At 69.8% G+C, this 26,406-nt stretch carries 21 protein-coding genes; 3 read left to right on the top strand and 18 right to left on the bottom strand.

Translation table 11 applies throughout. The features are described from left to right. Positions 1-50: 50 nt before the first annotated feature. The 5 genes from ACF1AJ_RS04290 to dusB all read right to left on the bottom strand — a co-directional run bounded on the left by ACF1AJ_RS04290 (position 51) and on the right by dusB (position 7,839). Entirely contained in the window at positions 51-1,682 is a 1,632-nt protein-coding gene (locus ACF1AJ_RS04290) for an ABC transporter substrate-binding protein (RefSeq protein WP_391506252.1), read from the bottom strand. Positions 1,683-1,891: 209 nt separating this feature from the next. Further along, entirely contained in the window at positions 1,892-3,775 is a 1,884-nt protein-coding gene (dnaG, locus tag ACF1AJ_RS04295; protein ID WP_391506253.1) for a DNA primase, read from the bottom strand. Positions 3,776-3,847: 72 nt separating this feature from the next. After that, a complete protein-coding gene (locus ACF1AJ_RS04300) occupies positions 3,848-5,227 on the bottom strand; it encodes a DUF4282 domain-containing protein (RefSeq protein ID WP_391506254.1) in 1,380 nt (459 codons plus the stop codon). Between the two features lie 121 nt (positions 5,228-5,348). Continuing rightward, positions 5,349-6,614, bottom strand: coding sequence for a deoxyguanosinetriphosphate triphosphohydrolase (locus tag ACF1AJ_RS04305; RefSeq protein WP_391507434.1), 1,266 nt, complete (start codon positions 6,612-6,614; stop codon positions 5,349-5,351). A gap of 34 nt (positions 6,615-6,648) precedes the next feature. Further along, on the bottom strand, positions 6,649-7,839 hold the full coding sequence (dusB, locus tag ACF1AJ_RS04310) for a tRNA dihydrouridine synthase DusB (RefSeq protein WP_391506256.1): 1,191 nt from the start codon (positions 7,837-7,839) through the stop codon (positions 6,649-6,651). Positions 7,840-7,872: 33 nt separating this feature from the next. Between dusB and ACF1AJ_RS04315 the strand changes: the two genes are divergently transcribed. Next, a complete protein-coding gene (locus ACF1AJ_RS04315; protein WP_391506257.1) occupies positions 7,873-8,391 on the top strand; it encodes an aminoacyl-tRNA deacylase in 519 nt (172 codons plus the stop codon). Positions 8,392-8,713: 322 nt separating this feature from the next. Next, positions 8,714-9,415 carry a DUF559 domain-containing protein gene (locus tag ACF1AJ_RS04320; RefSeq protein WP_391506258.1) on the top strand — a complete coding sequence of 234 codons (702 nt, stop codon included), beginning with the start codon at positions 8,714-8,716 and terminating at the stop codon, positions 9,413-9,415. 54 nt (positions 9,416-9,469) lie between these two features. Here ACF1AJ_RS04320 and ACF1AJ_RS04325 read toward each other — a convergent pair whose 3' ends face one another. From ACF1AJ_RS04325 to recO, 4 genes are read right to left on the bottom strand one after another with little or no spacing between them, the layout of a single operon-like run. After that, positions 9,470-9,595, bottom strand: a complete 126-nt coding sequence (locus ACF1AJ_RS04325) for a hypothetical protein (RefSeq protein WP_391506259.1) — start codon at positions 9,593-9,595, stop codon at positions 9,470-9,472. Further along, entirely contained in the window at positions 9,592-10,263 is a 672-nt protein-coding gene (locus ACF1AJ_RS04330) for a DsbA family protein (RefSeq protein WP_391506260.1), read from the bottom strand. Before ACF1AJ_RS04330 ends, ACF1AJ_RS04325 begins: the two co-directional genes overlap by 4 nt. 29 nt (positions 10,264-10,292) lie before the next feature. Beyond that, positions 10,293-11,117 carry an isoprenyl transferase gene (locus ACF1AJ_RS04335; RefSeq protein ID WP_309859379.1) on the bottom strand — a complete coding sequence of 275 codons (825 nt, stop codon included), beginning with the start codon at positions 11,115-11,117 and terminating at the stop codon, positions 10,293-10,295. Continuing rightward, entirely contained in the window at positions 11,114-11,854 is a 741-nt protein-coding gene (gene recO, locus ACF1AJ_RS04340) for a DNA repair protein RecO (RefSeq protein ID WP_309859376.1), read from the bottom strand. The genes ACF1AJ_RS04335 and recO overlap by 4 nt, the downstream gene beginning before the upstream one ends. A gap of 76 nt (positions 11,855-11,930) precedes the next feature. On the opposite strand from recO, the gene ACF1AJ_RS04345 reads away from it, so the two are divergent. After that, on the top strand, positions 11,931-12,692 hold the full coding sequence (locus ACF1AJ_RS04345; RefSeq protein ID WP_018190924.1) for a trimeric intracellular cation channel family protein: 762 nt from the start codon (positions 11,931-11,933) through the stop codon (positions 12,690-12,692). Positions 12,693-12,789: 97 nt separating this feature from the next. Here the strand turns inward: ACF1AJ_RS04345 and leuA are convergent, their stop codons facing one another. The 9 genes from leuA to ACF1AJ_RS04390 form a co-directional block, all read right to left on the bottom strand. Then, entirely contained in the window at positions 12,790-14,562 is a 1,773-nt protein-coding gene (gene leuA, locus ACF1AJ_RS04350; protein ID WP_391506261.1) for a 2-isopropylmalate synthase, read from the bottom strand. Positions 14,563-14,700: 138 nt separating this feature from the next. Further along, the gene (locus ACF1AJ_RS04355; protein WP_391506262.1) at positions 14,701-17,187 is read right to left on the bottom strand and encodes a bifunctional lysylphosphatidylglycerol flippase/synthetase MprF; all 2,487 of its coding nucleotides are present in this window, start codon (positions 17,185-17,187) and stop codon (positions 14,701-14,703) included. Then, positions 17,184-18,425: an alpha/beta hydrolase gene (locus ACF1AJ_RS04360; RefSeq protein WP_391506263.1), complete on the bottom strand. Its 1,242-nt coding sequence runs from the start codon at positions 18,423-18,425 to the stop codon at positions 17,184-17,186. The genes ACF1AJ_RS04355 and ACF1AJ_RS04360 overlap by 4 nt, the downstream gene beginning before the upstream one ends. A 177-nt stretch (positions 18,426-18,602) precedes the next feature. Continuing rightward, entirely contained in the window at positions 18,603-20,048 is a 1,446-nt protein-coding gene (locus tag ACF1AJ_RS04365; RefSeq protein ID WP_391506264.1) for an FtsX-like permease family protein, read from the bottom strand. Then, the gene (locus ACF1AJ_RS04370) at positions 20,045-20,800 is read right to left on the bottom strand and encodes an ABC transporter ATP-binding protein (protein WP_391506265.1); all 756 of its coding nucleotides are present in this window, start codon (positions 20,798-20,800) and stop codon (positions 20,045-20,047) included. Before ACF1AJ_RS04370 ends, ACF1AJ_RS04365 begins: the two co-directional genes overlap by 4 nt. Positions 20,801-21,450: 650 nt before the next feature. Further along, on the bottom strand, positions 21,451-22,143 hold the full coding sequence (locus tag ACF1AJ_RS04375; protein WP_018190918.1) for a response regulator transcription factor: 693 nt from the start codon (positions 22,141-22,143) through the stop codon (positions 21,451-21,453). After that, positions 22,140-24,008 carry a sensor histidine kinase gene (locus tag ACF1AJ_RS04380; RefSeq protein WP_391506266.1) on the bottom strand — a complete coding sequence of 623 codons (1,869 nt, stop codon included), beginning with the start codon at positions 24,006-24,008 and terminating at the stop codon, positions 22,140-22,142. Before ACF1AJ_RS04380 ends, ACF1AJ_RS04375 begins: the two co-directional genes overlap by 4 nt. 80 nt (positions 24,009-24,088) lie before the next feature. Beyond that, complete coding sequence (era, locus tag ACF1AJ_RS04385) at positions 24,089-24,982, bottom strand: GTPase Era (protein WP_391506267.1); 894 nt, start codon at positions 24,980-24,982, stop codon at positions 24,089-24,091. Next, positions 24,979-26,406 carry a hemolysin family protein gene (locus ACF1AJ_RS04390; protein ID WP_391506268.1) on the bottom strand — a complete coding sequence of 476 codons (1,428 nt, stop codon included), beginning with the start codon at positions 26,404-26,406 and terminating at the stop codon, positions 24,979-24,981. Before ACF1AJ_RS04390 ends, era begins: the two co-directional genes overlap by 4 nt.

A 26,406-nucleotide genomic window follows, 5' to 3' on the forward strand; every position in this document is an offset into this window, starting at 1 on the left:
TGAGCGAGCCACCCCCCGGTTCGGCTCAGAGCTGGTGGCTCAGAACCGGTTTACTTCGAGAGAGCCGCGTAGCGGAACTTGAACGACGGGTCGAGCGTCTTGTCGGCGCCCGAGACACCCTTCGCGACGACCGCGATCTGCGAACCCTGCAGAAGCGGAAGCGTGCTGAGGTCGGCCCCGACCTTGGCCTGGATCTCCTCGATCAGCTTGGTGCGCTCGGCCTTGTCGGTCGTGCCCGCCTGCTTCGCGATGAGGTCCTGGACCTCCGGATTGTCGTAGTGGTTCGCCAGGAAGTTCTCCTTGATGAAGAACGGCGACAGGTAGTTGTCGGCGTCCGAGTAGTCCGGGAACCAACCGAGCTGGTACGCCGGGTAGACGTCCTTCGTGCGGTCCTTGGAGTACTGCACCCACTCGGTCGACTGCAGGTTGACCTTGAACAGGCCGCCGTTCTCCAGCTGCTCCTTGACCAGGGCGTACTCGTCACCGGAGGACGGGCCGTAGTGGTCCGGGTTGTACTGGAGGTTCAGCGAGACCGGAGTGGAGACGCCGGCCGCCTCGAGGGTCTGCTTCGCCTTGTCGAGGCTGGGGCCGCCGTTGCCGTCGCCGTACAGCTCCTTGAGCACCGTGGTGGCGCCGGTCAGGCCGTCCGGGACGAACGAGTACAGCGGGGTGTAGGTGCCCTTGTAGACCTGGTCGGCGATCGCCGAGCGGTCGACGAGGTCGGCCGCCGCCTGACGCACGGCGAGGGCCTTCTTCGCGTCGGCCTCCGGCGTGGTCGCACCGAACGGCTGGGTGTTGAAGTTGAACACGATGTAGCGGGTCTCGCCACCCGGGCCCTTCACGACCTTGACCTTGTTGTTGTTCTCGAGGCTCGCGACATCCGTGGCCGAGAGGCTGCGGAAGGCGACGTCGATGGCGGCCTTCTGGATGTCGAGCTTCAGGTTCGACGACTCGGCGTAGTACTTGACGTTGACTTTGTCGGTCGCGGGCTTGCCGAGCAGACCCTTGTACCCCGAGTACGCCTTATAGGCGATCAGGTTGTTGAAGTCGTAGCTCGTGATGTCGTACTGACCGGCGAACGGGTGGCCCTTGACGATGGTGTTGTCGGGCGTGACCTTGTCGGCCGAGAAGACCTGCTCATCCACGATCGGACCGGCAGGGCTGGAGAGCACCTGCGGGAAGGTCTGGTCGTTCGGGACCTTGAGCTTGAAGACGACCGTGGTCTTGTCCGGCGCGGAGACGCTGTCCAGGTTGGCCAGCAGCGATGCCGGGCCGTTGGGGTCGTTGATCTTGATCTGGCGGTCGAAGGTGAACTTGACGTCCGACGAGGTGAGGTCGTGTCCGTTGGCGAACTTCAGTCCCGGCTTGAGCTTGACCGTGTACTCGGTCGGCGCGGTGAAGTCGGCGCTCTCGGCGATGTCCGGCTTGACGTCCGGGCTGCCGTACGGGGTGTTCAGAAGGAACGGGTAGACCTGGTTCATGACCGCGAACGAGCCGTTGTCGTACGAGCCGGCGGGGTCGATCGACGTGATCTTGTCGGTGGTGCCGACGGTGATGGCGCCACCGCCGCCGCCGCCCGAGCCGTTGTTGTTCCCGGAGCAGCCGGCGAGCACCAGTGCCGCGGCCGCGAACGCGGCGGATACGGCGAGCAGGCGCCGTCCGCCGTTGTGTGCGGATGTCATATCCGATTACCTCTTCCTGGTGTGGGATGCGCAAGCGGCGTCGTCACGGGCGTGCGGGATCGCCGTTCGCGTGAGAACTTTCCTAGCACGGAATGCTCGTTCTTCCTGCATTCGGATGCGGATCCGGGCGCGATCTTTACACGGACGCAACAAAAGAGCGCAGCTGCAGGCATTCGTCTGCGGATTCCGGCAGCGACTCTTCCGGCGTGCTATTCGCCGCGCAGGCGGCGCCGTTCGCTCTCGATCGCGACCATGGCGAGCGAGATCTGGCGGCGCAGTTCCGGGTCTTCGGTGCGGCCGAGGCGTGAGGTGAGTTCCGCCTTTTCGCGGAGCAGGTCGCGGTCGATGAGCCCATCCACGATGGATCGTGCGTAGCGCCCGGGGTCGCCGCCCTGCGGGAGTTCCGCAACCGCCAGCGCGTTGACCGTCGGGGCATACGCCTGCGGCACCTCGGCGAGCACCCGATCCACCCAGCCCGGCTGTTCGAGGGTGGCGAGCTGACTCGCGATCGCGTCGCGCACCACGGCGTGGGTCGGGTTGACGAACGGGACCTGCACGGCGCGCGCCGCCCGCTCCTGACCCACCTCGCCGGGGAGCTGCAGGAGCACCATCAGGCTCTCGCGCTCGGTCCGCTGCGTCGGATCGGTGAGGTCGGCCTGCGCGAGGGGACGCGGCTGCTCGGCGGACCCGGATGGACCGTCGCCGCCCGAGTACGAGCGGGTGCGGCCGTCGTCGCGGGATGCGTCGCGCGAGCCGTCCCGTGAACCTGAGCCTCGCTGGGCGGCCCGGACGGCGCGGATGGCGTCCTGGAGGTCTGCTCCGGAGAGCCGCGCGAGTTCGCGGGTGTAGCCGTTCTGCGATGCGGGGTCGCGGATCGTCGCCACGATGGGCGCTCCCGCGCGCAAGGCGGCCGCCCGGCCCTCGACCGAGTCGAGGTCGAAGCGCTCGACGGTCCGGCGGATCATGAACTCGAACATCGGCTTGCGGGCGTCGATCATGCGGCGCACCGCCACATCCCCCTGGGCCAGCCGCAGATCGCACGGGTCGAGGCCGTCCGGCCCGACCGCGACGTAGGTCTGCGCGGAGAACCGCTGCTCTTCGCCGAACGCGCGGGATGCCGCCTTCTGGCCCGCCGCATCCGGGTCGAACGTGAAGATCACCGATCCCTGACTGTTGTCGTCGCCCATCACCCGGCGGATCACCTTGATGTGGTCGACGCCGAACGAGGTGCCGCAGGTGGCGACGGCCGTTGTGATCCCGGCGAGGTGGCACGCCATGACGTCCGTGTAGCCCTCGACCACGACGACCTGGTCCTGCCGCGAGATGTCGCGCTTGGCCAGATCCAGCCCGTAGAGCACCTGCGCCTTCTTGTAGACGGGCGTCTCGGGGGTGTTGAGGTACTTCGGCCCCTTGTCGTCGTCGAGCAGGCGGCGCGCGCCGAAGCCGATGGTCTGGCCGGTGACGTCGCGGATGGGCCAGACCAGGCGGCCGCGGAAGCGGTCGTAGACACCGCGGTCACCCTGAGAGACGAGCCCGGCGGTCAGCAGCTCCTCCTGGCTGAAGCCCTTGCCGCGGAGGTGCTTGGTCAGCTCGTCCCAGCTCTTCGGGGCGAACCCCACGCCGAAGTGCGCCGCCGCTGCTGCGTCGAAGCCGCGCTCACCGAGGAACCGGCGGCCGGGGTCGGCATCCGGGGCGGACAGGCGGTCGCGGAAAAACTCCTCCGCCGCGGCGTTCGCCGCGAGCAGGCGGGCGCGGTTGCCGGAGCTCTCGGAGGGGCCGCCGCCGCCCTCCTCGTAGTGGAGCTGGTAGCCGATGCGCGCGGCGAGCCGCTCGACCGCGTCCGTGAACGAGACGTGGTCCATCTTGAGCAGGAACTCGTAGACGTCGCCGCCTTCGCCGCAGCCGAAGCAGTGGTAGCGGCCGACGCCCGGGCGCACGTAGAAGCTGGGGCTCTTCTCGTCGTGGAACGGGCAGAGGCCCTTGAGTGCGCCGACGCCGCCGGTCTTCAGGCTGACGTAGTCGCCGACGATGTCGCCGATGTTGGTGCGGGCTTTGACCTCTTCGATGTCGCTCTGTCGAATCCGGCCTGCCATACTCTCGATTCTAGTGAGCCGGACCGACGCTCCGGCCCGGACAGCGAAACCCGAGCGCCCCGTCGGTCGCGGTCACTCCCCCGGCGGACGGCGGCGACGCGTGTTCTGGGCGATCTCGATGATGGCGCAGAACACCTCGATGCCCACGCGCAGCAGGAGCACGCTCAGCATCGCCCCGACGAGGGTGATGAGGACGCCGAAGAGGAACACGAACGCACCGATCGGCGCATGCGTCGCGATCGCCGAGGTGAGCGAGTTGGCGAAGCCGACGATGATGCCGAGCGCGATCAGCACCAGCCCGACGACGTACACCGGACCGGCGAGCTTGCGCGTGACGTAGTTCGTGAACGTGAAGTCGAACAGGGAGGAGAAGAACCGCGAGTCGTCCAGGCGATCGGCGAGGTCGCCGACCGTGCGGCCGGGGGCGGAGTGTGCGGCGGTGGCTCCGGTCGTCGCGGAGTCGGCGGTTGATCCGGCGGCGGTGCCGCCGTCGACGGTTGTGGCGCTCGCTCCTATAGCGGTGGCTCCGACGGGGGCACTGGGCGCGGCTACCGCGGGCGCGGCGGGTGCTGCGGGCGGTTCGGTGGCGTTCGTGGGTTCGTCGCCCGTCTCGCTCGCCGTCGTCGTGTCCACAGCGGCCTCCTGGTCGGTGTCGGTCGTGTCGGCATCGAGCCGCTCGGTCGGAGTGTCTCCGGGCGCGCCGGCGGAGGGCGCCGTGCCGGCGGAGGTCGTCGTATCGAGGGATGCCGCGGCAGCGGCCACAGCAGCCGCACCCTGATCGGTGGATGCGGGTCGCGCGTAGAGCTCTTCGGCCGTCGGGAGACGCTTGGTCGCGGCTGCACCGGAGTCGTCGGACGTCTCGGCCGCTCCCGTGCTCTCCTCGATCAGAGGTTCGGCGGGCGAGGTCGACGTGTCACGGGCCGACGCACTGCGGCCGCGGCCCGACCGACCGCTGGGCGCGAGCGGTTCGCGGGCGCCGAGGGTCGCATCCATGATGTCGGGTGCTTCGCCCTCCGGTGCGATCGGGGTGGGCTTCGCGGTCGTCCGGCGCGTTCGGGGCGTCGTGGGCTTTTTGGCGGCGGGCTTTCGCGCCGGTACGGGCGCGGACGTTTCAGTGCTCGCGGCGGCAGCATCGGTCGACGGGTCGGTCTCTGGGGTCTGCGACGCGGCGCTCTTCGTCGCCCGCGGCTTCGTCGACCGCGCTCCAGGCGTGCCCGCGGTGGACGACGAGGTCGTCTTGGCGCCCGTCGTCTTGGCCGCAGTCGTCTTGGCCGTTCGGCTCGTCGAGGAGCCGGTCGTTCGCGGGGTCCGGGTCGTGCGTGAGCCCGCGGTCGCACCGCCGCCCGCCGCCGGTGTGGCGGCTCCGGTCCCCTCCGGTGGGGTGCCGGCCGTCTCCGTCGACTCCCCCTCTGCGGGGCGGTCGCCGTCGGACGGTGGTAGTGCGGTGCTCATTCGTCTCCTCCCGAAGCCTGACTCCCAGCATTCTGCACTGCGCCGCGGTATACAACCCCGGCGCGCGGAGCATCCGGTGCTTCACAGCGGTTCTGCGCCGAAGCCCCCAATCTTTCCGTGTTCAGTGCTGCACGAGACGCTCGTACCAGCTGAGCGCGGACTGGTCGGTGAGGCTGGCGACTTGGTCGACGACGACCCGCCGGCGCTCGTCGTCCGTCGCTGCCGCACGCCAGTCCTCCGCGAATCCCGGGTCGAGTTCGGCTGGACCGCGCTGGTAGAGCAGGTCGGCCAGCGTGGTCAGGATCTGCCGCTGCTGGGCGTAGATCGGCTGGCGCGTGTTCCGCGACATGACGAACGTCGCGACGATGCCCTTCAGCACGGCGATCTCGGCCTGGATGCCGGCCGGCACGACGACGTCGGCGCCGAACCGGATGAGGTCCACCCGGCCAGCGGCCTCTTTGGTCGCGTGGACGGCCGCGTGCGCGAAGCGGCCGATCAGCTGGCTCGTGAGGTTCTTCAGGCGCGCCTGGGACCGGCGCGAACCGTCCCACCCGTCGAGCCAGATATCCATGCTGTCGAGCCGATCGAACGCCTCGATGAGCTCCTGGTGGCTGACTTCGCCGCCGATCCACTCGTGCATGGACTCGACGAGGTCTTCGTGGTCGACCCGGCTTCCGAGGGCCGCGACGTCGATGTAGCCGTTCACCACGGCGTCTTCGAAGTCGTGGACGGAGTAGGCGATGTCGTCGGAGAGGTCCATGACCTGCGCCTCGATGCAGCGCTGGCGCTCGGGGGCGCCCTGCCGCATCCACTCGAACACGGCGCGGTCGTCGGCGTAGAAGCCGAACTTCGCGCGCCCGCTCGGGTCGGCCACCGACGAGGCCGCGGGCCACGGATACTTGCAGCTCGCGTCGAGACTGGCGCGGGTGAGGTTGAGCCCGTACGGCCGGCCGTCGCGCCCGAAGACCTTCGGTTCGAGCCGGCTCAGCAACCGGAGCGTCTGCGCGTTGCCCTCGAAGCCGCCGATGTCGTCGGCCCAGCTGTTCAGGGCCCGCTCACCGTTGTGGCCGAACGGCGGATGCCCGATGTCATGCGCGAGGCAGGCCGTGTCGACGATGTCCGGGTCGAGTCCGAGGCTGTTGGCGAGCTCGCGGCCGACCTGCGCGACCTCGAGCGAGTGCGTCAGCCGGTTGCGGGCGAAGTCGAGCCCGGCGGTGGGGCTGAGCACCTGGGTCTTCGCCGCGAGACGGCGGAGCGCACTGGAGTGCAGCAGCCGCGCGCGGTCGCGGGCGAAGTCGCTGCGCCGGTTCGAGTGCTGCTCGGGGAGCCAGCGCTCCCGGTCGTGGTCGGAGTACCCGCGCTCGGCGGACGCCTCGGCCGTCTGCATCGCTCCGGCACCCGCGCTCGTGGTCGCCGCGATGTCATCCACCACTGTTGTGCACCTCCGCGTCGGCGACCTCGGCGCGCTGCACGCCGTCGAGGTCCCGGCTCTCCAGCCAGCCGTCCGGCAGCGCCGGCCGCTTCGGGGAGCCTGCACGACCGCGCTGGCCCTCCGCCGCCTCGCCCGGGTACTCCTGGTCGGGGTCGAGCGTGGCGAGCAGCTCGTCGAGGTGCTCGAGCGTGTCGACGGTCGCGAGGCTCGCCCGCAGGTCGCCGCCGACCGGGTAGCCCTTGAAGTACCAGGCCACGTGCTTGCGGATGTCGCGGCAGCCGCGCTCCTCGCTGTCGAAGAACTCGACCAGCAGCTCCGCGTGGCGGCGGAACGTCTGCGCCACCTGCCCGAGCGTCGGACGCGCCTGGGCGGCCTCCGCCTCTGCTGCCGAGATCTCGCCCGCCCGCGCGCGGAAAGCGGCGGCCAGGTCGCCGAACAGCCACGGACGCCCGAGGCAGCCCCGGCCGACCACGACGCCGTCGCAGCCGGTCTCCTCCACCATCCGGATCGCGTCGGCGGCCGACCAGATGTCGCCGTTGCCGAGCACCGGCGTCGAGGTCACCGTCTCCTTCAGCTTCGCGATCGCGGACCAGTCGGCGTGACCCGAGTAGAACTCCGCCGCCGTGCGTGCGTGCAAGGCCATCGAGGCGACACCGGCGCCCTCGGCGATGCGCCCGGCCTCGAGGTAGGTCAGGTGGTCGCCGTCGATGCCCTTGCGCATCTTGATCGTGAGCGGGATGTCGCCGGACGCCTGCACGGCGCCTTCGACGATCTCGCGGAACAGTCCGAGCTTCCAGGGGAGCGCCGCTCCCCCGCCCTTGCGCGTGACCTTCGGCACAGGACAGCCGAAGTTGAGGTCGATGTGGTCGGCGCGGTCTTCGGCGACAAGCATCGTCACCGCCTCGCGCACGGTGACAGGGTCGACCCCGTAGAGCTGGATGGAACGCGGCGTCTCCGACTCGTGGTGCGTGATGAGGCGCAGCGATTCCGGAGTGCGTTCGACGAGCGCGCGGGACGTGATCATCTCGCTGACATAGAGACCGGCGCCGAACTCGCGGCAGAGCCGCCGGAACGCGGTGTTGGTGATCCCGGCCATCGGTGCGAGGACGACCGGCACGTCGAGCCCCAGCGGACCGATGGTCAGCTGAGGCGCGTGGCTTAGGGTGGCAGTGGTAGACATCTCACTCGATTCTCCCAGAAAGCGTGCTGAGCTATGGCCGAGAGCCCGGAATCCGTGGACAGCTCCCCCGTTGGCGCACCTGTGAGCACCGGTCGGGAGCGCGTCGCCGCCGACGCGCAGGCCCGCGGCATCGAGGTCGACATCGTGGAGCGTCCCGCCGCGCGGAGCCTCGAAGAGGCCGCCTCGCTGCTCGGCATCCAGCCCGGCGACATCGTCAAGACGCTTGTGGTGAAGCGGAGCGACGACACGTTCGTGTTCGCCCTCGTGCCCGGCGGCCGCAAGATCGCCTGGCCGAAGCTGCGCTCGGTGCTGCAGGTCAACAAGCTGCAGCTCCCGGATGCCTCGGTCGCGTTCGCCGCCACCGGCTACGAGCGCGGCACCATCACGCCCTTCGGCAGCACCACCGCCTGGCCGGTCGTCGCCGACGCCACCATCCTGGGCCGCCGCGTGTCGATGGGCGCCGGCGAGCACGGCTACTCCCTCTTCGTCGACGCGGACGCCCTCATCGCCGCCTTCGACGCGACCGTCGCCGACATCACCGATCCCGAGTAGCGCGCCTCCCGCGCCCCGTGCGGCCATCGAGTTGACGCAACACGCCGTCGCCGCCACTCGCCCAACGGCGTGTTGCGTCAACTCAAGTGTGAGCTGTGGATAACGGCGGGCAGGCAGCAGACATGACTGGCAGCCTGTGGCGATGGAACCGCTCAGGATGGGACCCCACTTCACGACGAGCGAGGCGCTGCTGCACGGTGTCTCACGCTCTCGGCTGCGACGCGGGGATCTGACGCGCCCCCACCACGGCGTCCGGGCCACCGGTCCCGCGAATGATCTCGTCGAACGTTGCCGGGCATTCCACCCTGCGATGGCTGAGGGGATGCTGTTCAGTCACATCACCGCCGCACGCCTCCACGGGCTTCCCGTCGGACGGGAGGCGGATCCCGACGAGGCGCTCCATGTCTCCACTCGGGCGCCGGGACGGGCACCGCGGCACCGTGGAATCCACGGCCATCAGACGAGGATCGCCGACGACGCGACCACGACACTCCACGGACTACCGGTCGTGTCCGCGGTCGAGGCCTGGTGTCAGCTCGCCACCATGTTCGCTGAGGATGACCTGGTCGTCTGCGGGGACGCCCTCATTCGTCGCAAGGAGCCAATCGCGACAGTGGAGCAACTGGCCGCCGCCGTCGCGTCCAGTCCGCGACGGCCCGGTGTGCGTGCCCTTCGGTGCGCAATGGCCCGCGTCCGGGCCCGCACCGACTCCCCAATGGAGTCAGTGCTTCGCCTCGCTCTGGTGCGCGCCGGACTCCCGGAACCGGCGGTGAACTATCGGATCGTCGGTCCCGATGGCGATGTGATCGCACATGGCGACCTGGCCTATCCAGCGGCGAAAGTCGTGGTCGAGTACGACGGTGATCAACACAGAACGGACACGCGCCAGTACTACATCGACGTCGATCGCTTGTGGCGCATCCGGACCATGGGCTGGGAGATCGTCCGCCTCAACCGCACACACATGGTCAACAACGCCCACGAGGCCGTTCGCCGTGTCCGTCTGGCACTGGCGTTGAGTTGACGCAACACGCCGCCGCGTAACGGAGCGCGACGGCGTGCTGCGTCAACTCGTTCGCTAGAAGGTGCAGGTGTCGCCGTCGCAGACGGCAGCCGTTCCGCCCAGCGGGATGAGCGGGAGGGGCGGCGCGGACGGCGCGGGCGCGGCGGCGGACGCGGACGCGGCCGGCTCCACGCCGCTCACGCGGTCACCGCCGCGCGCTCCGACCAGACCTGCTCCAGCACCTGGGCGAAGGTCTGCGCGTCCTGCGCACCCGAGACGCCGTACTTGCCGTCGATGACGAAGAACGGGACGCCGTTGATGCCGTACTCTCCGGCGGTCGCCTGGTCGGCGCGCACGTCCTGGAGGTACTGCTCCGATTCGAGCGCCTGGAGCGCCGCATCCCGGTCCAGCCCGACCTCTGCGGCCAGGTCGGCGAGATCCTCGACCCGGCCGACATGACGGCCCTCGATGAAGTAGGCGCGGAACAGGCGCTCCGCCAGCTCCAGCTGCTTGCCGCTCGCCTTCGCGAAGTGCAGGAGCTCGTGCGCCTTGACGGTGTTGGTGTGCTTGAGGTGGTCGAAGTCGTAGTCGAGCCCGACAGACGAGGCGATTCCCGTCACGCGCTCCAGCATCTGCTGCACCTGCTCGGCCGGGAGGCCCTTGTGTCCGGCGAGGAAGTCGACCTCGCTGCCGTCGAAGTCGACGGGGGTGTCCGGGGACAGCTCGAAGGAGTGATACTCGACCTCGACCCCGCGCCCGTCGCCCGCCCCGGCGAACAGACCGCTGCCCGCCTCGAACTTGCGCTTCCCGATGTAGCACCACGGGCACGCGATGTCGGACCAGATGTCGATCTTGATGGGTTCGCTCACATCAGGGACAACGCGAGGCGCGCCGCGGTCTATTCCGAGGTCGATGCCGCCTCGGCGGTCGGCGCGTCGACCGCACCGCCGAACCGGCGGTTGCGGCGCAGGTACAGCTCCACCGCATCCCACAGGTCGGTGCGGCTGAAGTCCGGCCACAGCGTGTCGAGGAACACCATCTCGGCGTACGCGCTCTGCCAGAGCAGGAAGTTGCTGGTGCGCTGCTCCCCCGAGCTCCGCACGAACAGGTCGACGTCCGGCATGTCCGGCAGGTAGAGGTGACGCTGGATGGTCTTCTCGCTCACCGCGGACGGACGCAGCCGTCCCGCAGCGACGTCGTCGGCGATCGACCGCACGGCGTCGGCGATCTCGGTCCGTCCGCCGTAGTTGACGCACATCGTCAGCGTCAGCACGTCGTTCCCAGCCGTAAGCTGCTCGGCGTACTGCAGCTCCTTGATGACCGACGACCACAGGCGCGGCTTCCGGCCCGCCCAGCGCACCCGCACACCCCACTCGTTGAGCTGGTCGCGGCGCCGGTGCAGGACGTCCCGGTTGAACCCCATGAGGAAGCGCACCTCGTCGGGAGACCGCTTCCAGTTCTCGGTCGAGAACGCATAGACGCTGAGGTGCTTGACCCCGGCCTGGATGGCGCCCGCCACCACGTCAAGAAGCGCGGCCTCCCCCGCCCGATGCCCCTCGATGCGGGTCAGTCCCCGGCGGTTCGCCCACCGGCCGTTGCCGTCCATGACGATCGCCACGTGCGACGGGACGCTTCCCGCCGGGAACGCGGGCGGATACACGCCGGTCCAGTCGAGCGGGCGGTACTCGACCGCATCCTTGTGCGTGTAGGGCTTCGGACTCATCCACTCGCCTTCTGGTCGTGCTGAACGTGCTGGAGCGAGCGCAACCCGCGCTCGAGATGCCACTGGGTATACGCCGCCACCACGCCGTTAGCGCGGTTCCGCGTACCGTCTGGCGCGGCCTCGGCGGCCTCCCAGTCGCCGGACAGCAGCGCCCCGAGCAGGGCGATCGTGTCGGCGTCGACCTTGGGGGCGCCCTGCGGGGCGCAGTCAGCGCACACGACACCGCCGAGCTGCACGACGACGGACGTGTGCGGCCCGGGTGCGCCGCAGCGCGAGCAGTCCTGGAAGCTCGGCGCCCATCCCGCCAGCGACAGCGCACGCAGCAGGTACGAGTCGAGGGTGAGGCCGGCGCCGTGCTCCCGCCGCGACAGGGAGCGCAACGCGCCGACGAGCAGGAGGTACTGCTGGATGGACGGCTCGGCATCGGTCAGCCGGTCGGCCGTCTCGACCATCGCGTTGGCGGCGGTGTAGCTGGCGTAGTCGTCGGCGATGAGCGCACCGTACGCACCAAGGGTCTCGGCCTGCGTGATCACGTCGAGGCTGCGGCCCTCGTAGAGCTGGACGTCGGCAACCATGAACGGCTCGAGCCGCGACCCGAATCGGGAGGCCGTCCGCCGCACACCCTTGGCGACCGCGCGGATCTTGCCGTGCTGCCTGCTCAGCATCGTGACGATGCGGTCGGCCTCGCCCAGCTTGTGGGTTCGGAGCACGACGGCTTCATCACGGTAGACAGGCACACTCCAGTATCGCGCGCCCAGCTGACAGTGCGGCGGATGCGGGATGCGGCGGGGCGCGCCGTGATACACATGGGGTGTGAGCACGACCCCCGTCGACATCGGCGCCCTGTCGATCCCGTTGTGGGGCGACCTCATCGCGGTCGGCGTCGGCAGCCTTCAGGGCGCCATGTTCGCGTCGGGATTCCGGGACCGGCGGCTCGACCTGCTCGGCGTCGCGATCATCGGCGTCGCCACGGGCGTCGGCGGCGGACTCCTCCGCGACCTCCTGCTCAATGTCACCCCGGTCGCGCTGCAGTCGAACTGGTACCTGCCGATCACCGTCGTCGCCGCACTGCTCGGGATGCTGCTGATCCGGCTGTTCCGCCGTCTCGACCCGGTCATCACCTTCCTCGACGCCCTGACGATCGGGCTGTTCGGCGCGATCGGGGCCAGCAAGGCGCTCGCGCTCGGGCTGCCGGAGGTTCCCGCGGTGTTCGTCGGGGTGGTCGCCGCGGTCGGCGGATCGATCCTGCGGGACGTGCTGCTGAACCTGCCGATCGCGCTCATGCATGTCGGCTCGCTGTACGCGGTCGCGGCCGGCGCTGGCACGATCGTCCTCGTCGTCATGCTCGACTTCGGCGTGCCGTTGACAGTCGCGGCCGTCGTCTGCGTCGTGGTGACCCTCGTCATCCGGCTTCTCGCCGTGCGCTTCGGGTGGAGCTTGCCGGAGCAGCGGGAGCTGGGCCGCATCCCTCGTCCGCGGTGGCCGCGCTTCACACGCGCGCCGAGCGCCGCCCGCACCGCCGAGCGCACCGACACCGGTGCGATCCCGCGCTACCGCATCGACAAGCCCGAGTAACCCCGCGCCGACAGCTCCTGAGTTTTTCCGGCGATTCGGCCGGAAAAGGCCGAAAAACTCAGGAGCTGCCGGCTTGGGGGCTCGGGGCGGGCGTGGGTCAGGCCGAGACGAGCTCCTGCGCCGACTGACCGGCAGCCGAGCGCACGGCCCGGTTCACCGCCGACAGGACCGCCTTGAACGACGCGGTCGTGGTGTCCGCGTCGATGCCGACGCCCCAGCGGCGCTGGCCGTCCACATCCACCTCGACGTACGCGGCGGCGAGAGCCGACTCGCTCGCCGACAGCGTGTGCTGCGAGTAGTCGTACAGGTGGGCGTCCACCCCGTGCTGGTGCAGGATGTCGAAGAACGCCGCGATCGGACCGTTGCCCTCGCCCGTGGCCTTCGAAACGGTGTCCCCGTCGCGCAGCGTCACCGTGAGCACGACGTGCTCCCCGGTCTCGTTGGACGTCGTGGTGCTCCCCAGCTCGAAGCGGCCCCACTTGGCGTCCGGGTCGGAGGCGGGGGCCGGCAGGTACTCGTCCTGGAAGACGGCCCAGATCTGGTCGCTGGTGACCTCGCCGCCCTCGGCGTCCGTCTTCGCCTGCACGACCCCGGAGAACTCGATCTGCAGCTTGCGCGGCAGGTCGAGCGAGTGGTCGGTCTTCAGCAGGTAGGCGACGCCGCCCTTGCCCGACTGCGAGTTGACGCGGATGACCGCCTCGTAGCTGCGGCCCAGGTCCTTCGGGTCGACGGGCAGGTACGGCACCGCCCAGACCAGGTCGTCGACCGGGACACCGCTGCGCTCGGCCTCGGCCTCCATGGCCTCGAAGCCCTTCTTGATGGCGTCCTGGTGCGAGCCGCTGAACGCGGTGAACACCAGGTCGCCGCCCCACGGGCTCCGCTCGCCGACGGGCAGCTGGTTGCAGTGCTCGACGGTGCGCTTGATCTGGTCGATGTCGCTGAAGTCGATCTGCGGGTCGATGCCCTGCGTGAACAGGTTGACGCCCAGCGTGACCAGGTCGACGTTGCCGGTGCGCTCGCCGTTGCCGAACAGGCAGCCCTCGATGCGGTCGGCCCCGGCCATGTAGCCGAGCTCGGCCGCCGCGACAGCAGTTCCGCGGTCGTTGTGCGGGTGCAGCGACAGGATGACGTTCTCGCGGTGGTTCAGGTGCCGCGACATCCACTCGATGGAGTCGGCGTACACGTTGGGCGTCGCCATCTCCACCGTCGCCGGCAGGTTGATGATGACCTTCCGCTCCGGAGTCGGCTCGAACACCTCGAGCACCTGGTTGCAGATGTCGGCCGCGAACTCCAGCTCGGTGCCGGTGTAGCTCTCGGGCGAGTACTCGTAGTAGATCGTGGTCCCGGGAACCAGCTCCTCGAACTTCCGGCACAGCCGCGCGCCGTTCAGCGCGATGTCGACGATGCCCTGCTGGTCGGTGCGGAACACGACATCCCGCTGCAGGATGCTGGTCGAGTTGTAGAGGTGCACGATCGCCTGCTTGGCGCCGACCAGGGACTCGTACGTCCGCTTGATCAGGTGCTCGCGCGACTGGGTCAGCACCTGGATGGTGACGTCGTCCGGGATGGCGCCCTCTTCGATCAGGCTGCGCACGAAGTCGAAGTCGGTCTGGCTCGCCGACGGGAAGCCGACCTCGATCTCCTTGTAACCGAGACGCACCAGCAGGTCGAACATGATGCGCTTGCGCTCGGGGCTCATCGGGTCGATGAGCGCCTGGTTGCCGTCACGCAGATCGACGGCGCACCAGCGGGGCGCCTGGGTGATGTGCTTGGACGGCCACGTGCGGTCCGGCAGGTCGACGCGGATCTGCTCGTGGAACGGCCGGTAACGGTGGATCGGCATGGCGCTCGGCGCCTGTGTGTTCTTCATGGTCTTCAGGAATCCTCTGCTCGTGTGGTGTGGAGAGCCGACGACGAACTCCGCGACGAGTGAGGCCCAGAACTAGGACTCGTCGCGGCAGCTAAGGAGGAGCAGACCGTACACAGCACTGAGAGTACCACCTCGGCGTCAGCCGCGCCCCCGCACGAACGTCGCCGCCTGCCGCATGGACAGACCCGGCAGGTACGCGCGGACCAGCGCGATGCCGATCGCGGGCAGGGCGACGGGGTCCGGGTAGGCCATGATCAGCGGGTGCAGCTCCGGCTGGAACTTCTGCTTGAACTTGAGCAGCGAGCGGAATCCGTACACCGGCTCAAGCGATGAGCTGAGATAGCCGAGCAAGCGGTCCATGGTGTCCTTGCCGCCCTCCTGGGCCGCCGCCGTGTGGGCGAGCGGCGCGGCGGAGAGCGACATGAACTCGATGCCGTCGTCCTTCATCCGGGTCGCGGCCTCGGCGATGAGGAACTCCATGACGCCGTTGATGCTGTCGGGGCGCCGGCGCATGAAGTCGAGCGTCCAGCCGACGACGATTCCGGCGCGGTAGGTCGGCAGCCAGCCGGTCACGGCCTCGATCCGGTCGTCCTCGTCCACCGCCAGCATCAGGCGCACCTCGGGGTCGCGGAGTTCGTCGAGGCCGCCGAGGGTGAAGCCCATCTCCGGGAGGTCCTTCTCGGCGACCCACTGCTCCGAGATGTCGGAGAGCTGGACCGCCGAGGTGAGCGGGAGGGCGGCATACGTCGTCCACTCCGAGCGGATGCCGGCGCGCTGCGCCCGGTTGATCGACGAGCGGACGTCCTGCCACTTCTTGCCCGTCGTCGCCCACAGCTGCGGGCGGATGACGGTCTCCTCCGCGACGGTCATGGTCGACCAGCCGAGACGCTCAAACAGCGACGTGTACCGCGCCTCCACGCTGTAGAACACGGGGATCCAGCCGTTGTCGTCGCAGAACCGGGCGAACCCCTGGATGGCACCGTCGTGCGGACCGAGCGCACCGAACGGCCCGCCGGTGGTCAACGCGACCCGTCCCTCCACGCGGTACGCGATCGCGCCGCCGCCGATCGGGTCGAACCAGTAGGAGTTCCCGGGCCAGGTCGCCATGAAGGAGATCGCGTCGCCGCCGCCGCGGTACAGCAGCTCGCGCACGTGCGCATCCTCCGTGTTCACGCGGCGCCGCAGTCCGCGGCCCAGCATCGGCGGGATCGCCCCGATGATCGCGACGATCCAGAACACCGTTCCGATGTTGTGGTAGACGATCGTCGCCAGCGGCGTCGTCGGCAGATACTGCAGGGGCTCACGCCGCAGGAAGCTGACCGGCACGAACCGCTCGAGCACATCCGCGAACAGATCGCCGACGTCGATGGGGCGAGTGAAGCCGGTGTCGCGCTGCAACCAGCCGACGAGCACGTAGACCGCCACGAGCCCGACCCCGGTCCCGAGCACCAGATAGACGTACCTCCGCACCGCCGTCCCGGACGGCAGCACGGTGAAATGGCGCCGGAAGACGACGAGCAGGATGGCCATCGCGAGCGGCACGAGCGTCGACAGCGCGAGGATGAACGTCACCTCCCAGTACCGCGGAGAGACCGACGGGCGGGTGGATGCGATTGGAAGGATGCCGTAGTACAGCGCCGAGAGCAGCGCCAGCAGCCCGTTCACGGCCACAGCCAGCCACACCGCGAACCGTCGCCCGCGCAGGAGCCCGTATGCCGCGACCAGGAGCAGGAGCAGCGGGAGCACCGAGAGGAGCACGGGGCCGAGGCCGTTGATCCGCTCCAGCGTCAGCTCGCGGAAGCAGTCGCGCGTCACGGCGAACGCCTGGCAGCGCTGGATGACCGAGGTCGCGCTCGGCGCCTCATTGCTGAACAGCAGGCCGACCGGAGAGAGGAGGCCGTACCGCGTCGAGCCGAGGAGTCCGATGACCGGGCCGACAGCGGTGATGGTCAGCGCCGAGGCGAGCAGCACCCGGACCTCGTGATGCGAGCTGCGCAGCCATCCGCCCGACACCTTCGCTTGCCGCAGCAGCGGACCGAGTGCCAGTCCGGTCAGCACGGCGAGCAGCCGGTAGAAGTCGGACGGGAGGCCGGAGTACAGCAGGTACATGATCGCGACGAGCAGCGTGATCACGCGGATGCGGCGGCGCCAGAGCGTTCCGGCGAAAGCGCTCGCCGTCATGATCGTGCCGCCGATGGCCGTGAACGCGTCGAGCACGAGCAGCCCGTGGACATTGCGCGCCCAGAGCTCGCCGATGTCGTTCGCCGCCACCTGGATGACTGCACCCACCACAATGCCCACGACGGCCGTGCCGAAGAACGCCAGCGCCGTGCGCCAGGTGCCCATCAGGCGCTCCGAGGCGCCCACCAGCACGACGGTCAGGACCAGCACGACGATCAGCTCGAGCAGATCGTCGGTGAAGAGCACGGCCGTGAACGGCGACCACCAGTGCCCGTCCAGGAGTTGGACGGCACCCGCGCCCAGCCACCCGCGGAGGGGACGGTGCGGCCCCCGGATCGGCCCGGTGATGAGCGCGAGCAGCAGGATGAGCAGCGTCACCCCCGTCGTGAACGGATGGCTCGCGATGAACCGCCCGGTCCGCTGCGCGAGAGCGGCCGGTTTCACGACCCGAGCCCCAGCTGCCGCGCGATCGTCGGGAAGCCGTGCGCGAGCACGTAGCGCACGGTCTTCCAGTCGTGCGCGGTGCCGGGCGAGCTGAGCAGCTCGGCGTGGATGCCGGCACGCCCGGCGTCTTCGTACAGCGTGCGGGCGAAACCGGAGTACTTCGCGTCGTCGGCGCCGGCCCCGAACACCATCACCGAGTCGCGGTACGGCGCGTTCGCCTTCATCATCGCGGCCGGCTGCGCCTTCTCGTACGCCTGCTTCGACCCGCCGAATCCCGTGCTGATGGTCAGCTCCTCATCCCCCAACGTCGGCCCGAGTTCGCTCGACGACGCGAGCGCGGAGCCGAACAGGTCCGGCCGCCCGCTCGCGAACTGCACAGCGCAGGTCGCCCCCTGCGAATAGCCGAACACGCTCCATCCTGCCGGGTCACTGCTCACTCGCAGGTGAGAACGCACCCAATTCCGCACATCCGTCAGAAGATACGTCGCCGAGTTGCCGTAATCGCGCGAGTCGACGCACATCGGGTTGCGTCCGGGGCCGCCCAGCTGGTCGGCGGCGACCACGATCGGAGCGTAGCCGTCGTGCTGAGCGGCGAACGCATCCATCGCCGTGGCGACTCCCCCGGCGGTGAACATGTCGGCCGGCGCGCCCGGCTGACCCGACAGGGCGTACATCACGGGAAGCGCAGGAGGGTTCGCGGTCAAGGCGACCGGCGAAAGGTAGACGACGGCCTCACGCGCCGGGAACCGGGACTCGGTGGCCGGGATGCGGACGGTGCCGACCTCGCCCTTCGCCGGGAGTTCCCCCGCCGCAACCGGCGTCGTCGTCGCCTTCCAGTCGGTGCCGGCCACGACCTCGCCGCGCTCGGAGTGCAGCTGGAGCGCCCCGTAGGGCACCACGCCGAGCACGTCGTTCAGGTTGCGGTAGGCGCCGAAGTCGGCGTTGATGCCGCAGAACGCCGCCGCCAGGGACACCGGGATGCTCACGATCGCCACGACCTTCCGCCACCAGCGGGAGCGGAACAGGTTCGCCACCGCGAGACTCACCCCGCCGAAGCCGAGGGCCGTCCAGAGGGTGGTCACAGGGGTCAGGGCGACACCGAACACGTCGAAGACGTCGGTGACCAGCCACACCACGAACCAGCCGACCAGACCGCCGGCGATGGCGGCGATCAGGCCGGTGAAGGTCCGCCGCCAGGTGGGACGCACGAGCAGGTAGAGCACGAGGATCGCGGCCACGACATCCAGCGTGATGAGGAACGGCGGCTTGTCGATCCTCAGCGTGTTCAGCCAGTTCAGGGATGGATCCTCTCGCGGGCGGCCCGGTGGACGGGACGGGGCGGACGCCTCATTATTCCGGCCTCAGTTCATCGATAGCTGAAGCTCCGTGAGAGTTCAGCCAACATCCAGGCGGCGTCATTCGACCGCGAGGGCCGCGACAGGCGAGACACGCGTGGCCCTGCGGGTCGGCGCGAGGGCGGCGACGACGGCGAGAAGGGCGGCGCCCAGGACGATCGCGGCCAGGAACGGCCAGGGAAGGACGGGGGCGAGGACGCCTCCGCCGGGGATCATCCCGAGCAGCGACTGCGCGCCGATCCAGCCGTAGAGCGTCCCCAGCGCGAGCCCAGTCAGCACAGAGGCGACGGTCAGCTGAGCGCTCTCGGCGAGGACCATCCTCCGCACCTGCCCGGCCGTGAAGCCGAGCGCGCGCAGGAGTCCGAGCTCGCGGCTCCGCTGCAGCACGCTGAGCGACAGCGTGTTGACGACACCGCACGCCGCGATCATCGCCGAGAACCCGACGAGCACCGTGAACACCGCCATCGTGACCCCGATGATGCCGTCGCTGCCTTCGTACATCCCCGGCTCGCGTGCCTCGGCATCCCGGATCAGCGCCTGCCAGGTGGATGCCGCCACCACGAACATCGTGATCAGCGTGACGCCGATGACCAGGCCGATCGCGGTGCGGGAGCTGCGCTCCGGGTTGCGCACGGCGTTGGCCGCAGCCAGACGGCCCGCGGCTCCCCGGCCGAACAGCAGGCCGACCGCCCGCAGCACAGAGGGGAGGAAGAACGGCGCGGCCAGCACGATCCCGGTGAACGAGAGGATTCCGCCCGGGAGCGCGACCAGCACGCCGTAGGACGACAGTTGGGCGAGAGTCGCACTGACCCGTACGAACACGCCGGTGCCGAGGAGGAGCCCTAAGACCAGCAGCGCCGCGCCCGACAGGATCAGGACGAGCGACACCGCCAGCCGGCCGCGGCTGCGCACCGCGGCGGCTGGGCGCTCCTGTGCAGCGCCCAGCGCCTGCACCGGCGTCACGGTGAGCACGCGTCGGCTGCCCACCCACGAGGCGAGCCACGTGGTGAGGACGACGATGACCGCCGGCGGGACCATCAGCAGGCTCAAGACGGGATACTGCGCCTCCGGGAGGACACCCGCCATCATGAGGAGCCGGACGGCGAGGAGCGAGAGCGCCGCAGCAGCGGCTCCCCCGACCGCGGCCCCGATCAGACCGACCGCGAGACCCTCGCCGGAGACGGAACGACGCTGCGTCCGCGCGCTGGAGCCGATCAGCCGCAGCAGCGCGATCGTGCGGGTGCGGCCCGCAATGACGGTGGCGAAGGTGTTGGTCGTGACGATCGCACCGACGTAGACGGCGACGACGAAGAAGATGCCGGCCACGATGGCGAGAGCGAGCTGGACGCTGGCGCGCTCCCCCATCGACGATCCGCCGATGAACGCGGCCATCACGTCCACTCCTCCGACCAGGGCGACGCCGAAAGCCGAGCTGAGGGCCGCGACGAGGATGCCCGCACGGTGGTCGCGCGCGTTCGCGCGGAAGGCGGAGAAGGGGCGGCTCACGCGCGCGCCTCCATCCCGAGCATGAAGGACGAGATCTCCTCGGCCGACGACTGCGGCCGCTCGGCGGCGACCCGCCCGTCGGCGAGGAAGACGATGTGGTCGGCGTAGCTCGCCGCCACCGGGTCGTGGGTCACCATGGCGATGCTCTGGCCGAACGTGCGCGCCGCGTCCTGCAGCACTCCGAGAACCTCGCGGCCGGTGCGGGAGTCGAGGTTGCCGGTCGGCTCGTCCGCGAAGACGAGGTCGGGGCGGGTAGCGAGCGCGCGCACGATCGCGGCACGCTGTTGCTGGCCGCCGGAGAGCTCGTGGGGGCGGTGGGTCAGGCGGCCACCGAGGCCGAGCGTGTCGACGAGGTGGTCGATCCACTCGTTCTGCTCGCGGGTCGGCCGGCGGCCGTCCAGCTCGAACGGGAGCAGGATGTTGCCGCGCACGTCGAGCGTCGGCACCAGGTTGAACGACTGGAACACGAAGCCGATGCGGCGGCGGCGCAGCAGCGTGAGCTCCCCATCCCCCATCGCGGTGATCTCGGTGTCGCCGAGGAACACGCGACCGCCGGTCACCGAGTCGAGCCCCGCCATGACGTGCATCAGGGTCGACTTGCCCGATCCGCTCGGGCCCATGACGGCCGTGAACCGGCCTGCCGGGATGCCCAGGGTGACACCGTCGAGCGCGTTCACCCGGCCCGCGCCGGTGCCGTAGGTCTTCGTGGCCGCTTCGACGCGCGCCACCGTTTCTGTGAGAGTCAGCTCCATGCCCTCAACGCTAGGGAGGCGGCCCCTGCGGCCGAATCGGGCGGTGGGGCGATCCCGTGTCCTCCCTGAGGATGACGCGGGATGGCACCGGCCGGCGTGTCGCCGCCGCCGCGGCCATTCACTCCCGTCGGAGATCGGCCAGCCCGCCCCGAAACTCCATCTCAACCGCGGCCTGTCGGAGAATCGCGGCCCTTTCACCGACGGAAGCGCGCCTATCTCCGACCGAGGCCTCCGTCGGAGATCGGAGCGGAACCGGCCCAGAACTCCATCCCCACCTCGGCCCGTCGGACATTCCCGGCCTTCTTACCGACGGAAGCCCGCCCATCCCCGACCGAGGCTTCCGTCGGAGATCTGGACGGAACCCGCCCGAAACTCCGTCCGCACCGCCGCCGGTCGGAGATCTGCGGCACTTCTACCGACGGAAGCCAGCCCATCCCCGACCGAGGGCTTCCGTCGGAGATACGGGCGGAACCCGCCCGAAACTCCGTCCCCACCGCGGCCCGTCGGAGACTTGCGACCCTCTTACCGACGGAAGCCCGCGCATCTCCGACCAGAGTTCCGTCGGAGATCGGAGCGGAACCCGCCCGTAACTCCGTCCCCACCGCGGCCCGTCGGAGATTTGCGGCCTTTTTACCGACGGAAGCCGGCGGCTACTCGGCGGCCGTCAGGCCGTGCTCGAAGGCGTAGACCACCATCTGCACGCGGTCGCGCAGCCCCAGCTTGGCCAGGATGCGCGAGATGTGCGTCTTCACGGTCGCCTCGCTGAGGAACTCCGACCCGGCGATCTCCGCGTTGCTCAGTCCACGGGCGGCGAGGACGAAGATCTCCCGCTCCCGGGAGGTGAGGGAGGCGAACTCCGGCGGCTCCGGCCGCACCGGCTGCGCGGACGAGAAGTACTCGAACAGCTCACGCGTCGCCCCGGCCGCGATGACCGCGCTCCCGGCGTGCACTGTCCGGATCGCGGCGAGCAGGAACTCGGGCTCCGCATCCTTCAGCACGAACCCGCTCGCTCCGCCGCGGATCGCGCGAGCGGCCGCCTCATCCAGGTCGAACGTCGTCAGCACCACGATCCGTGGCGCGGTGCGTCCCGCGCGCTCGGCGTCGGCGATGATCGCGCTCGTGGCAGCGATGCCGTCCATCACGGGCATCCGGATGTCCATCAGCACGACGTCCGGACGCGTCTCCGCCGCCAGGCGCACACCCTCCTGCCCGTTGCCGGCCTCCCCCGCGAACTCGAGGTCGTCCTGTGAGCTGAGCAGCATCCGCACGCCCGCGCGGAACAGCGGCTGGTCGTCGACGAGCAGCACCCGGATGGGCGCCGCTTCGACCGTCGCGCCGCTCACGCGACCGCCCCCGGGAGGAAGGCCGTGACCACGAACTCCCCGCTCATCGGCCCTGCCGTGAGATACCCGCCGGCGAGGGACGCGCGCTCGCGCATCCCGGGCAGCCCGTGGCCGATGCGGGGCACGGAGCCGGTCGTGGTCGGTTCGAGGGTCGTGTCTCTCATGGTGTTCCTCACGGTGATGACGATTCCTGGTCCGCGTTCGGCCGGCGCCTCCGCGAGCACCACGCTCGCGGGGCGGCTCGTGTCGCCGTGGCGCAGTGCGTTGGTCAGAGCCTCCTGCACGATGCGGAAGGCGGCGAGCTGCTGCGCCGAGCCGAGAGCCGCGACGCTCCCCTGCCGTTCCAGTTCGACCGCCAGGCCGGCCGAGCGGATGTGCTCGACCGTCTGATCGAGGTCGGCCAGCGACGGCTGCGGTCCGTCGTGCGCACCCGGTTCGCGCGCGGAGTCGGCGGGATGCGACTGCCGCAGCTCGGCGAGCAGCACGCGCACGTCGCCGAGCGCCGACCGGGCGGTGGATGCGATCGTCGCGAGCGCCTCATCCACCGCGTCGGGGTCGGTGCGCCGGGCGTATCGCGCTCCGTCCGCCTGGGCGATCACGACCGCGAGCGAGTGGGCGACAACGTCGTGCATGTCCCGGGCGATGCGCGTGCGCTCCTGCTCGACCACGACGTCCTCGACCGCCCGATTGCGGTCGAGCTCCGCCTCCGCCCGGGCCCGGCGGGCGACGCGTGCGTTGCGCCAGGTGCGCATGAGCAGGCCGAGCACCCACGACAGGCCGAGAACCGTGACGCTCACGACGAACAGGAACGCGAACTGCAGCGCGACGCTCGCGATCGCGCTCGACAGGAGGTCGTAGTAGCCCTGCGCGACCGCCGCCGTCACCGTCAGGTACAGGGCGGCGACCAGCGCGCCGATCCCGGCCGAGATGAGACCGGCGGCACGGACGATCCGGTCGCCGTAGGCCGCGGTGGCGTACAGCACGATGAGCACGGCGAGATTGCTGACCAGGATGCTGTGCCCGGTGGTCATCTGCAGCACCGCCGCCAGCCACGCGAGCGAGAGGGCGACGGCGGGCGACATCCGGCGCAGGGCAACCGCGACAGCGAACACGATCGTCACCAGGAACGCCGACCGGTCGGCTCCGGCGATGAGCAGGGAGAACACGGCCAGCGCGATGGCGCCGGCGACGTCGGTGGTCAACTGCGTCCGGGTCAGCCGCCGGACGAGTTCCGGACGCGACGGGTCGTCCTCGCCGGACTCGATCCCGCCGTTGGACGCCAGCCAGACGAGGACGGACGGGCCGCGCGAGCCCGAGACGGTCACATTGGCCGCGCGCTGCCTCGCGACCAGGAAGCCGAGCAGCCAAGCGGCGACGAAGATGACCGCCAGCAGCAGGCTCATCAGCAGGAAACCGATGCCCTGGCTGGTGTAATACCCACCGATCACCGGACCGAACTGCGGGAACTTCAGGTCGCCGCGCACCGTGAACAGGTAGGCGACGGCCGGGGCGAGCAGGATCGCCGACGAGAAGTCCAGCCAGCGGAGCACCCGCCCGCCGTGCGCGGCGACACCGACCAGCGACGCGACGACCGCGACCGCCGAGATCACCCGGAAGGCGCTATCCAGTGACTCCTGCTCGGTCAGCTCCAGCAGGACGGCGACCCACACGAGCCCCAGCGCGACGCCGGGGAGGATGCGCGACAGCGCGACCGCGGCGCAGTAGAACACGAGTCCGAGGCCTGCCGCCAGGTCGTACGGCAGACCGGTCACCAGCCACGCCGCGAACAGCACGACGGCCAGCGCAGGCTCCAGCACCCAGCGGTGCGGAGCGAGCGCGCTCAGCAGTCTGCGGCGGTCGGGCATGCTTCTACCGTACGGTCCGGGTGGGCGCGGCAGCGCATCCAGCGGCCGGAATCATCCTCGGGATGTACGGCCTCCTCCGCCTAGAACCCGAGCCGCCCCAGCTGCTTCGGGTCACGCTGCCAGTCCTTCGCGACCTTCACCCGGATCGACAGGAACACGTGGCGCCCGAGCAGCTTCTCGATCGGCACGCGGGCCGCAGCGCCCACGTCGCGGATGCGGCTGCCGCCCTTGCCGATCACGATCGCCTTCTGGCTGTCACGCTCGACGAAGAGGTTGGCGTAGACCTCGACGAGGTCCTTGTCGTCGCGCTCGATGATGTCGTCGATCGTCACCGCCAGCGAGTGCGGCAGCTCGTCCTCGACGCCCTCCAGGACGGCCTCGCGGATGTATTCGGAGATGCGGTCCTCGAGTCCCTCATCGGTGATGGCCTCGTCCGGGTAGAGCGGCGCCGACGACTCCGGCAGCAGCTTCATGAGCTCCGAGGTCAGGGTGTCGAGCTGGATGCGGCTCACCGCCGACACCGGGATGATCGCCTCCCACTCGCGGAGCGCGGACACCGCGAGCAGTTGCTCGGCCACCTGCGTCTTGCCCGCCGCGTCCACCTTGGTGACGATCGCGACCTTCTTGGCGCGCGGGTACTCGTCCAGCTGCTCGTTGATGAACCGGTCGCCCGGGCCGATCTTCTCGTCCGCGGGAACGCAGAAGCCGATGACGTCGACATCGCCGAGGGTGGATTGCACGAGCGTGTTGAGCCGCTCTCCGAGCAGGGTGCGCGGCCGGTGGATGCCCGGGGTGTCGACCAGGATGAGCTGGCCGTCCTTCTGGTGGACGATCCCGCGGATCGCGCGCCGGGTGGTCTGCGGCTTCGAGCTGGTGATGGCGACCTTCTCGCCGACGAGGGCATTGGTCAGCGTCGACTTGCCCACATTGGGGCGGCCGACGAACGAGACGAATCCGGCGTGGTACTCGGTCACGATCTGCTCTCCTGGGTGTGTCTGGTGTCGCGGCGGGAATCGCCGACGTCACCGTGGCGGTTGTCGCCGTGTCGTGTGTCGCCGTGCCGGTCGTGCCGCGCCGCGCGTCGGTCGTCGTCGCGGGAGTCGCGGGCGCCGGTGGGTTCGCCGTCCGCCTCCGGAAGGAGGGCGGCATCCCGCTCCACGATGACCGTCGCGACGTGCTTGTGCCGGCCTTCGATGCGGTCGACCGTGAACCGCAGCCCGTGCACCGTGACCGCCGAGCCGACCTCGGGCAGACGCCCGAGCGCCTTCGTGACGAGACCGCCGACACTGTCGACGTCCTCCTCCTCGATCTCGGTGTCGAACAGTTCGGCCAGGTCGTCGATCGGGAGCCGGGTCGCGATGCGGTAGCGGCCCTCCCCGATCGCCTGGATCAGCGCGACCTCGTGGTCGTACTCATCGGAGATGTCGCCCACGAGCTCCTCGATGAGGTCTTCGAGGGTGACCAGCCCGGCGATGCCGCCGTACTCGTCCACGACCATCGCCAAGTGGTTCGACTCGCGCTGCATCTGGGCGAGCAGAGCATCGGCCTTCTGCGACTCGGGCACGAAGAGGGCGGGCCGGGCCAGGTCGCGAACCGTCAGTTCGTCGGCACCGAGTGGGCGTTCGAAGCTCAGCTTCGCCGCATCCCTCAGGTAGAGAATGCCCACCACCTCGTCCGGGTCGCCGCCGTCGATGACGGGCATGCGCGAGACGCCGGTGCTGAAGAACAGCCCCATCGCCGTGCCGAGGCCGGCGGTGGAGTCGACGGTGACCATGTCCGTGCGCGGGATCATCACCTCGCGCACCACGGTCGCGTTGAACTCGAAGATCGAGTGGATGAGCTCGCGGTCGTCCTCTTCGAGCACGTCGAACTCGGTCGCCTCGTCGACGATCGACAGCAGCTGCTCCTCGCTCGTCACCGGCGCCGAACGGGCGCGCGACGGCGTCACGCGGTTGCCGAGGGCGACCAGCCCGCCCGGGATGGGGCCGAGCACGACACGCACGAAGCGCACGATCGGCGCGGTGAGGCGGAGCAGCAGCGTCGAGTTGGCCCGGCCGACGCTGCGCGGGCTCACCCCGACGAGCACGAACGACACGGCGGTCATGATGAGCGCGGCGAGGATGAGGGACACCCACCACTGCTCGAAGATCTGCTCGAAGGCGAGCGTCACTAGCACCGCGGCCGTCGTCTCGGCGATGATGCGGGTGAAGCTGATGGCGTTGAAGTACGCGCCCGGGTCCTCCGCGATCGCCCGCAGCGACTTCTTCGCACGCGAGGTCTCGGCGAGGTCGGCGATGTCGGCGCGCGACTGCACGGCGAGGGCCGAGTCGACGGCGGCCATCAGACCGCCGAAGGCCACGAGCAGGAACGCGACGATGAAGAACAGCGCCTGCAGCAT

Origin of the sequence: Leifsonia sp. NPDC014704 (assembly GCF_043083605.1) — a bacterium.
In the GTDB taxonomy this organism is placed as follows: Bacteria; Actinomycetota; Actinomycetes; order Actinomycetales; family Microbacteriaceae; genus Leifsonia.

Excerpts from the sequence above, each read along its gene's own strand:
- ACF1AJ_RS04380 (WP_391506266.1), bottom strand. The coding sequence starts at position 24,008 with ATGCCCGACCGCCGCAGACTGCTGAGCGCGCTCGCTCCGCACCGCTGG.
- ACF1AJ_RS04335 (WP_309859379.1), bottom strand. The coding sequence starts at position 11,117 with ATGAGTCCGAAGCCCTACACGCACAAGGATGCGGTCGAGTACCGCCCG.
- dnaG (WP_391506253.1), bottom strand. The coding sequence starts at position 3,775 with ATGGCAGGCCGGATTCGACAGAGCGACATCGAAGAGGTCAAAGCCCGC.
- ACF1AJ_RS04305 (WP_391507434.1), bottom strand. The coding sequence starts at position 6,614 with ATGCAGACGGCCGAGGCGTCCGCCGAGCGCGGGTACTCCGACCACGAC.
- ACF1AJ_RS04315 (WP_391506257.1), top strand. The coding sequence starts at position 7,873 with ATGGCCGAGAGCCCGGAATCCGTGGACAGCTCCCCCGTTGGCGCACCT.
- dusB (WP_391506256.1), bottom strand. The coding sequence starts at position 7,839 with ATGTCTACCACTGCCACCCTAAGCCACGCGCCTCAGCTGACCATCGGT.
- ACF1AJ_RS04320 (WP_391506258.1), top strand. The coding sequence starts at position 8,714 with ATGCTGTTCAGTCACATCACCGCCGCACGCCTCCACGGGCTTCCCGTC.
- ACF1AJ_RS04390 (WP_391506268.1), bottom strand. The coding sequence starts at position 26,406 with ATGCTGCAGGCGCTGTTCTTCATCGTCGCGTTCCTGCTCGTGGCCTTC.
- ACF1AJ_RS04370 (WP_391506265.1), bottom strand. The coding sequence starts at position 20,800 with ATGGAGCTGACTCTCACAGAAACGGTGGCGCGCGTCGAAGCGGCCACG.
- leuA (WP_391506261.1), bottom strand. The coding sequence starts at position 14,562 with ATGAAGAACACACAGGCGCCGAGCGCCATGCCGATCCACCGTTACCGG.
- ACF1AJ_RS04300 (WP_391506254.1), bottom strand. The coding sequence starts at position 5,227 with ATGAGCACCGCACTACCACCGTCCGACGGCGACCGCCCCGCAGAGGGG.
- ACF1AJ_RS04290 (WP_391506252.1), bottom strand. The coding sequence starts at position 1,682 with ATGACATCCGCACACAACGGCGGACGGCGCCTGCTCGCCGTATCCGCC.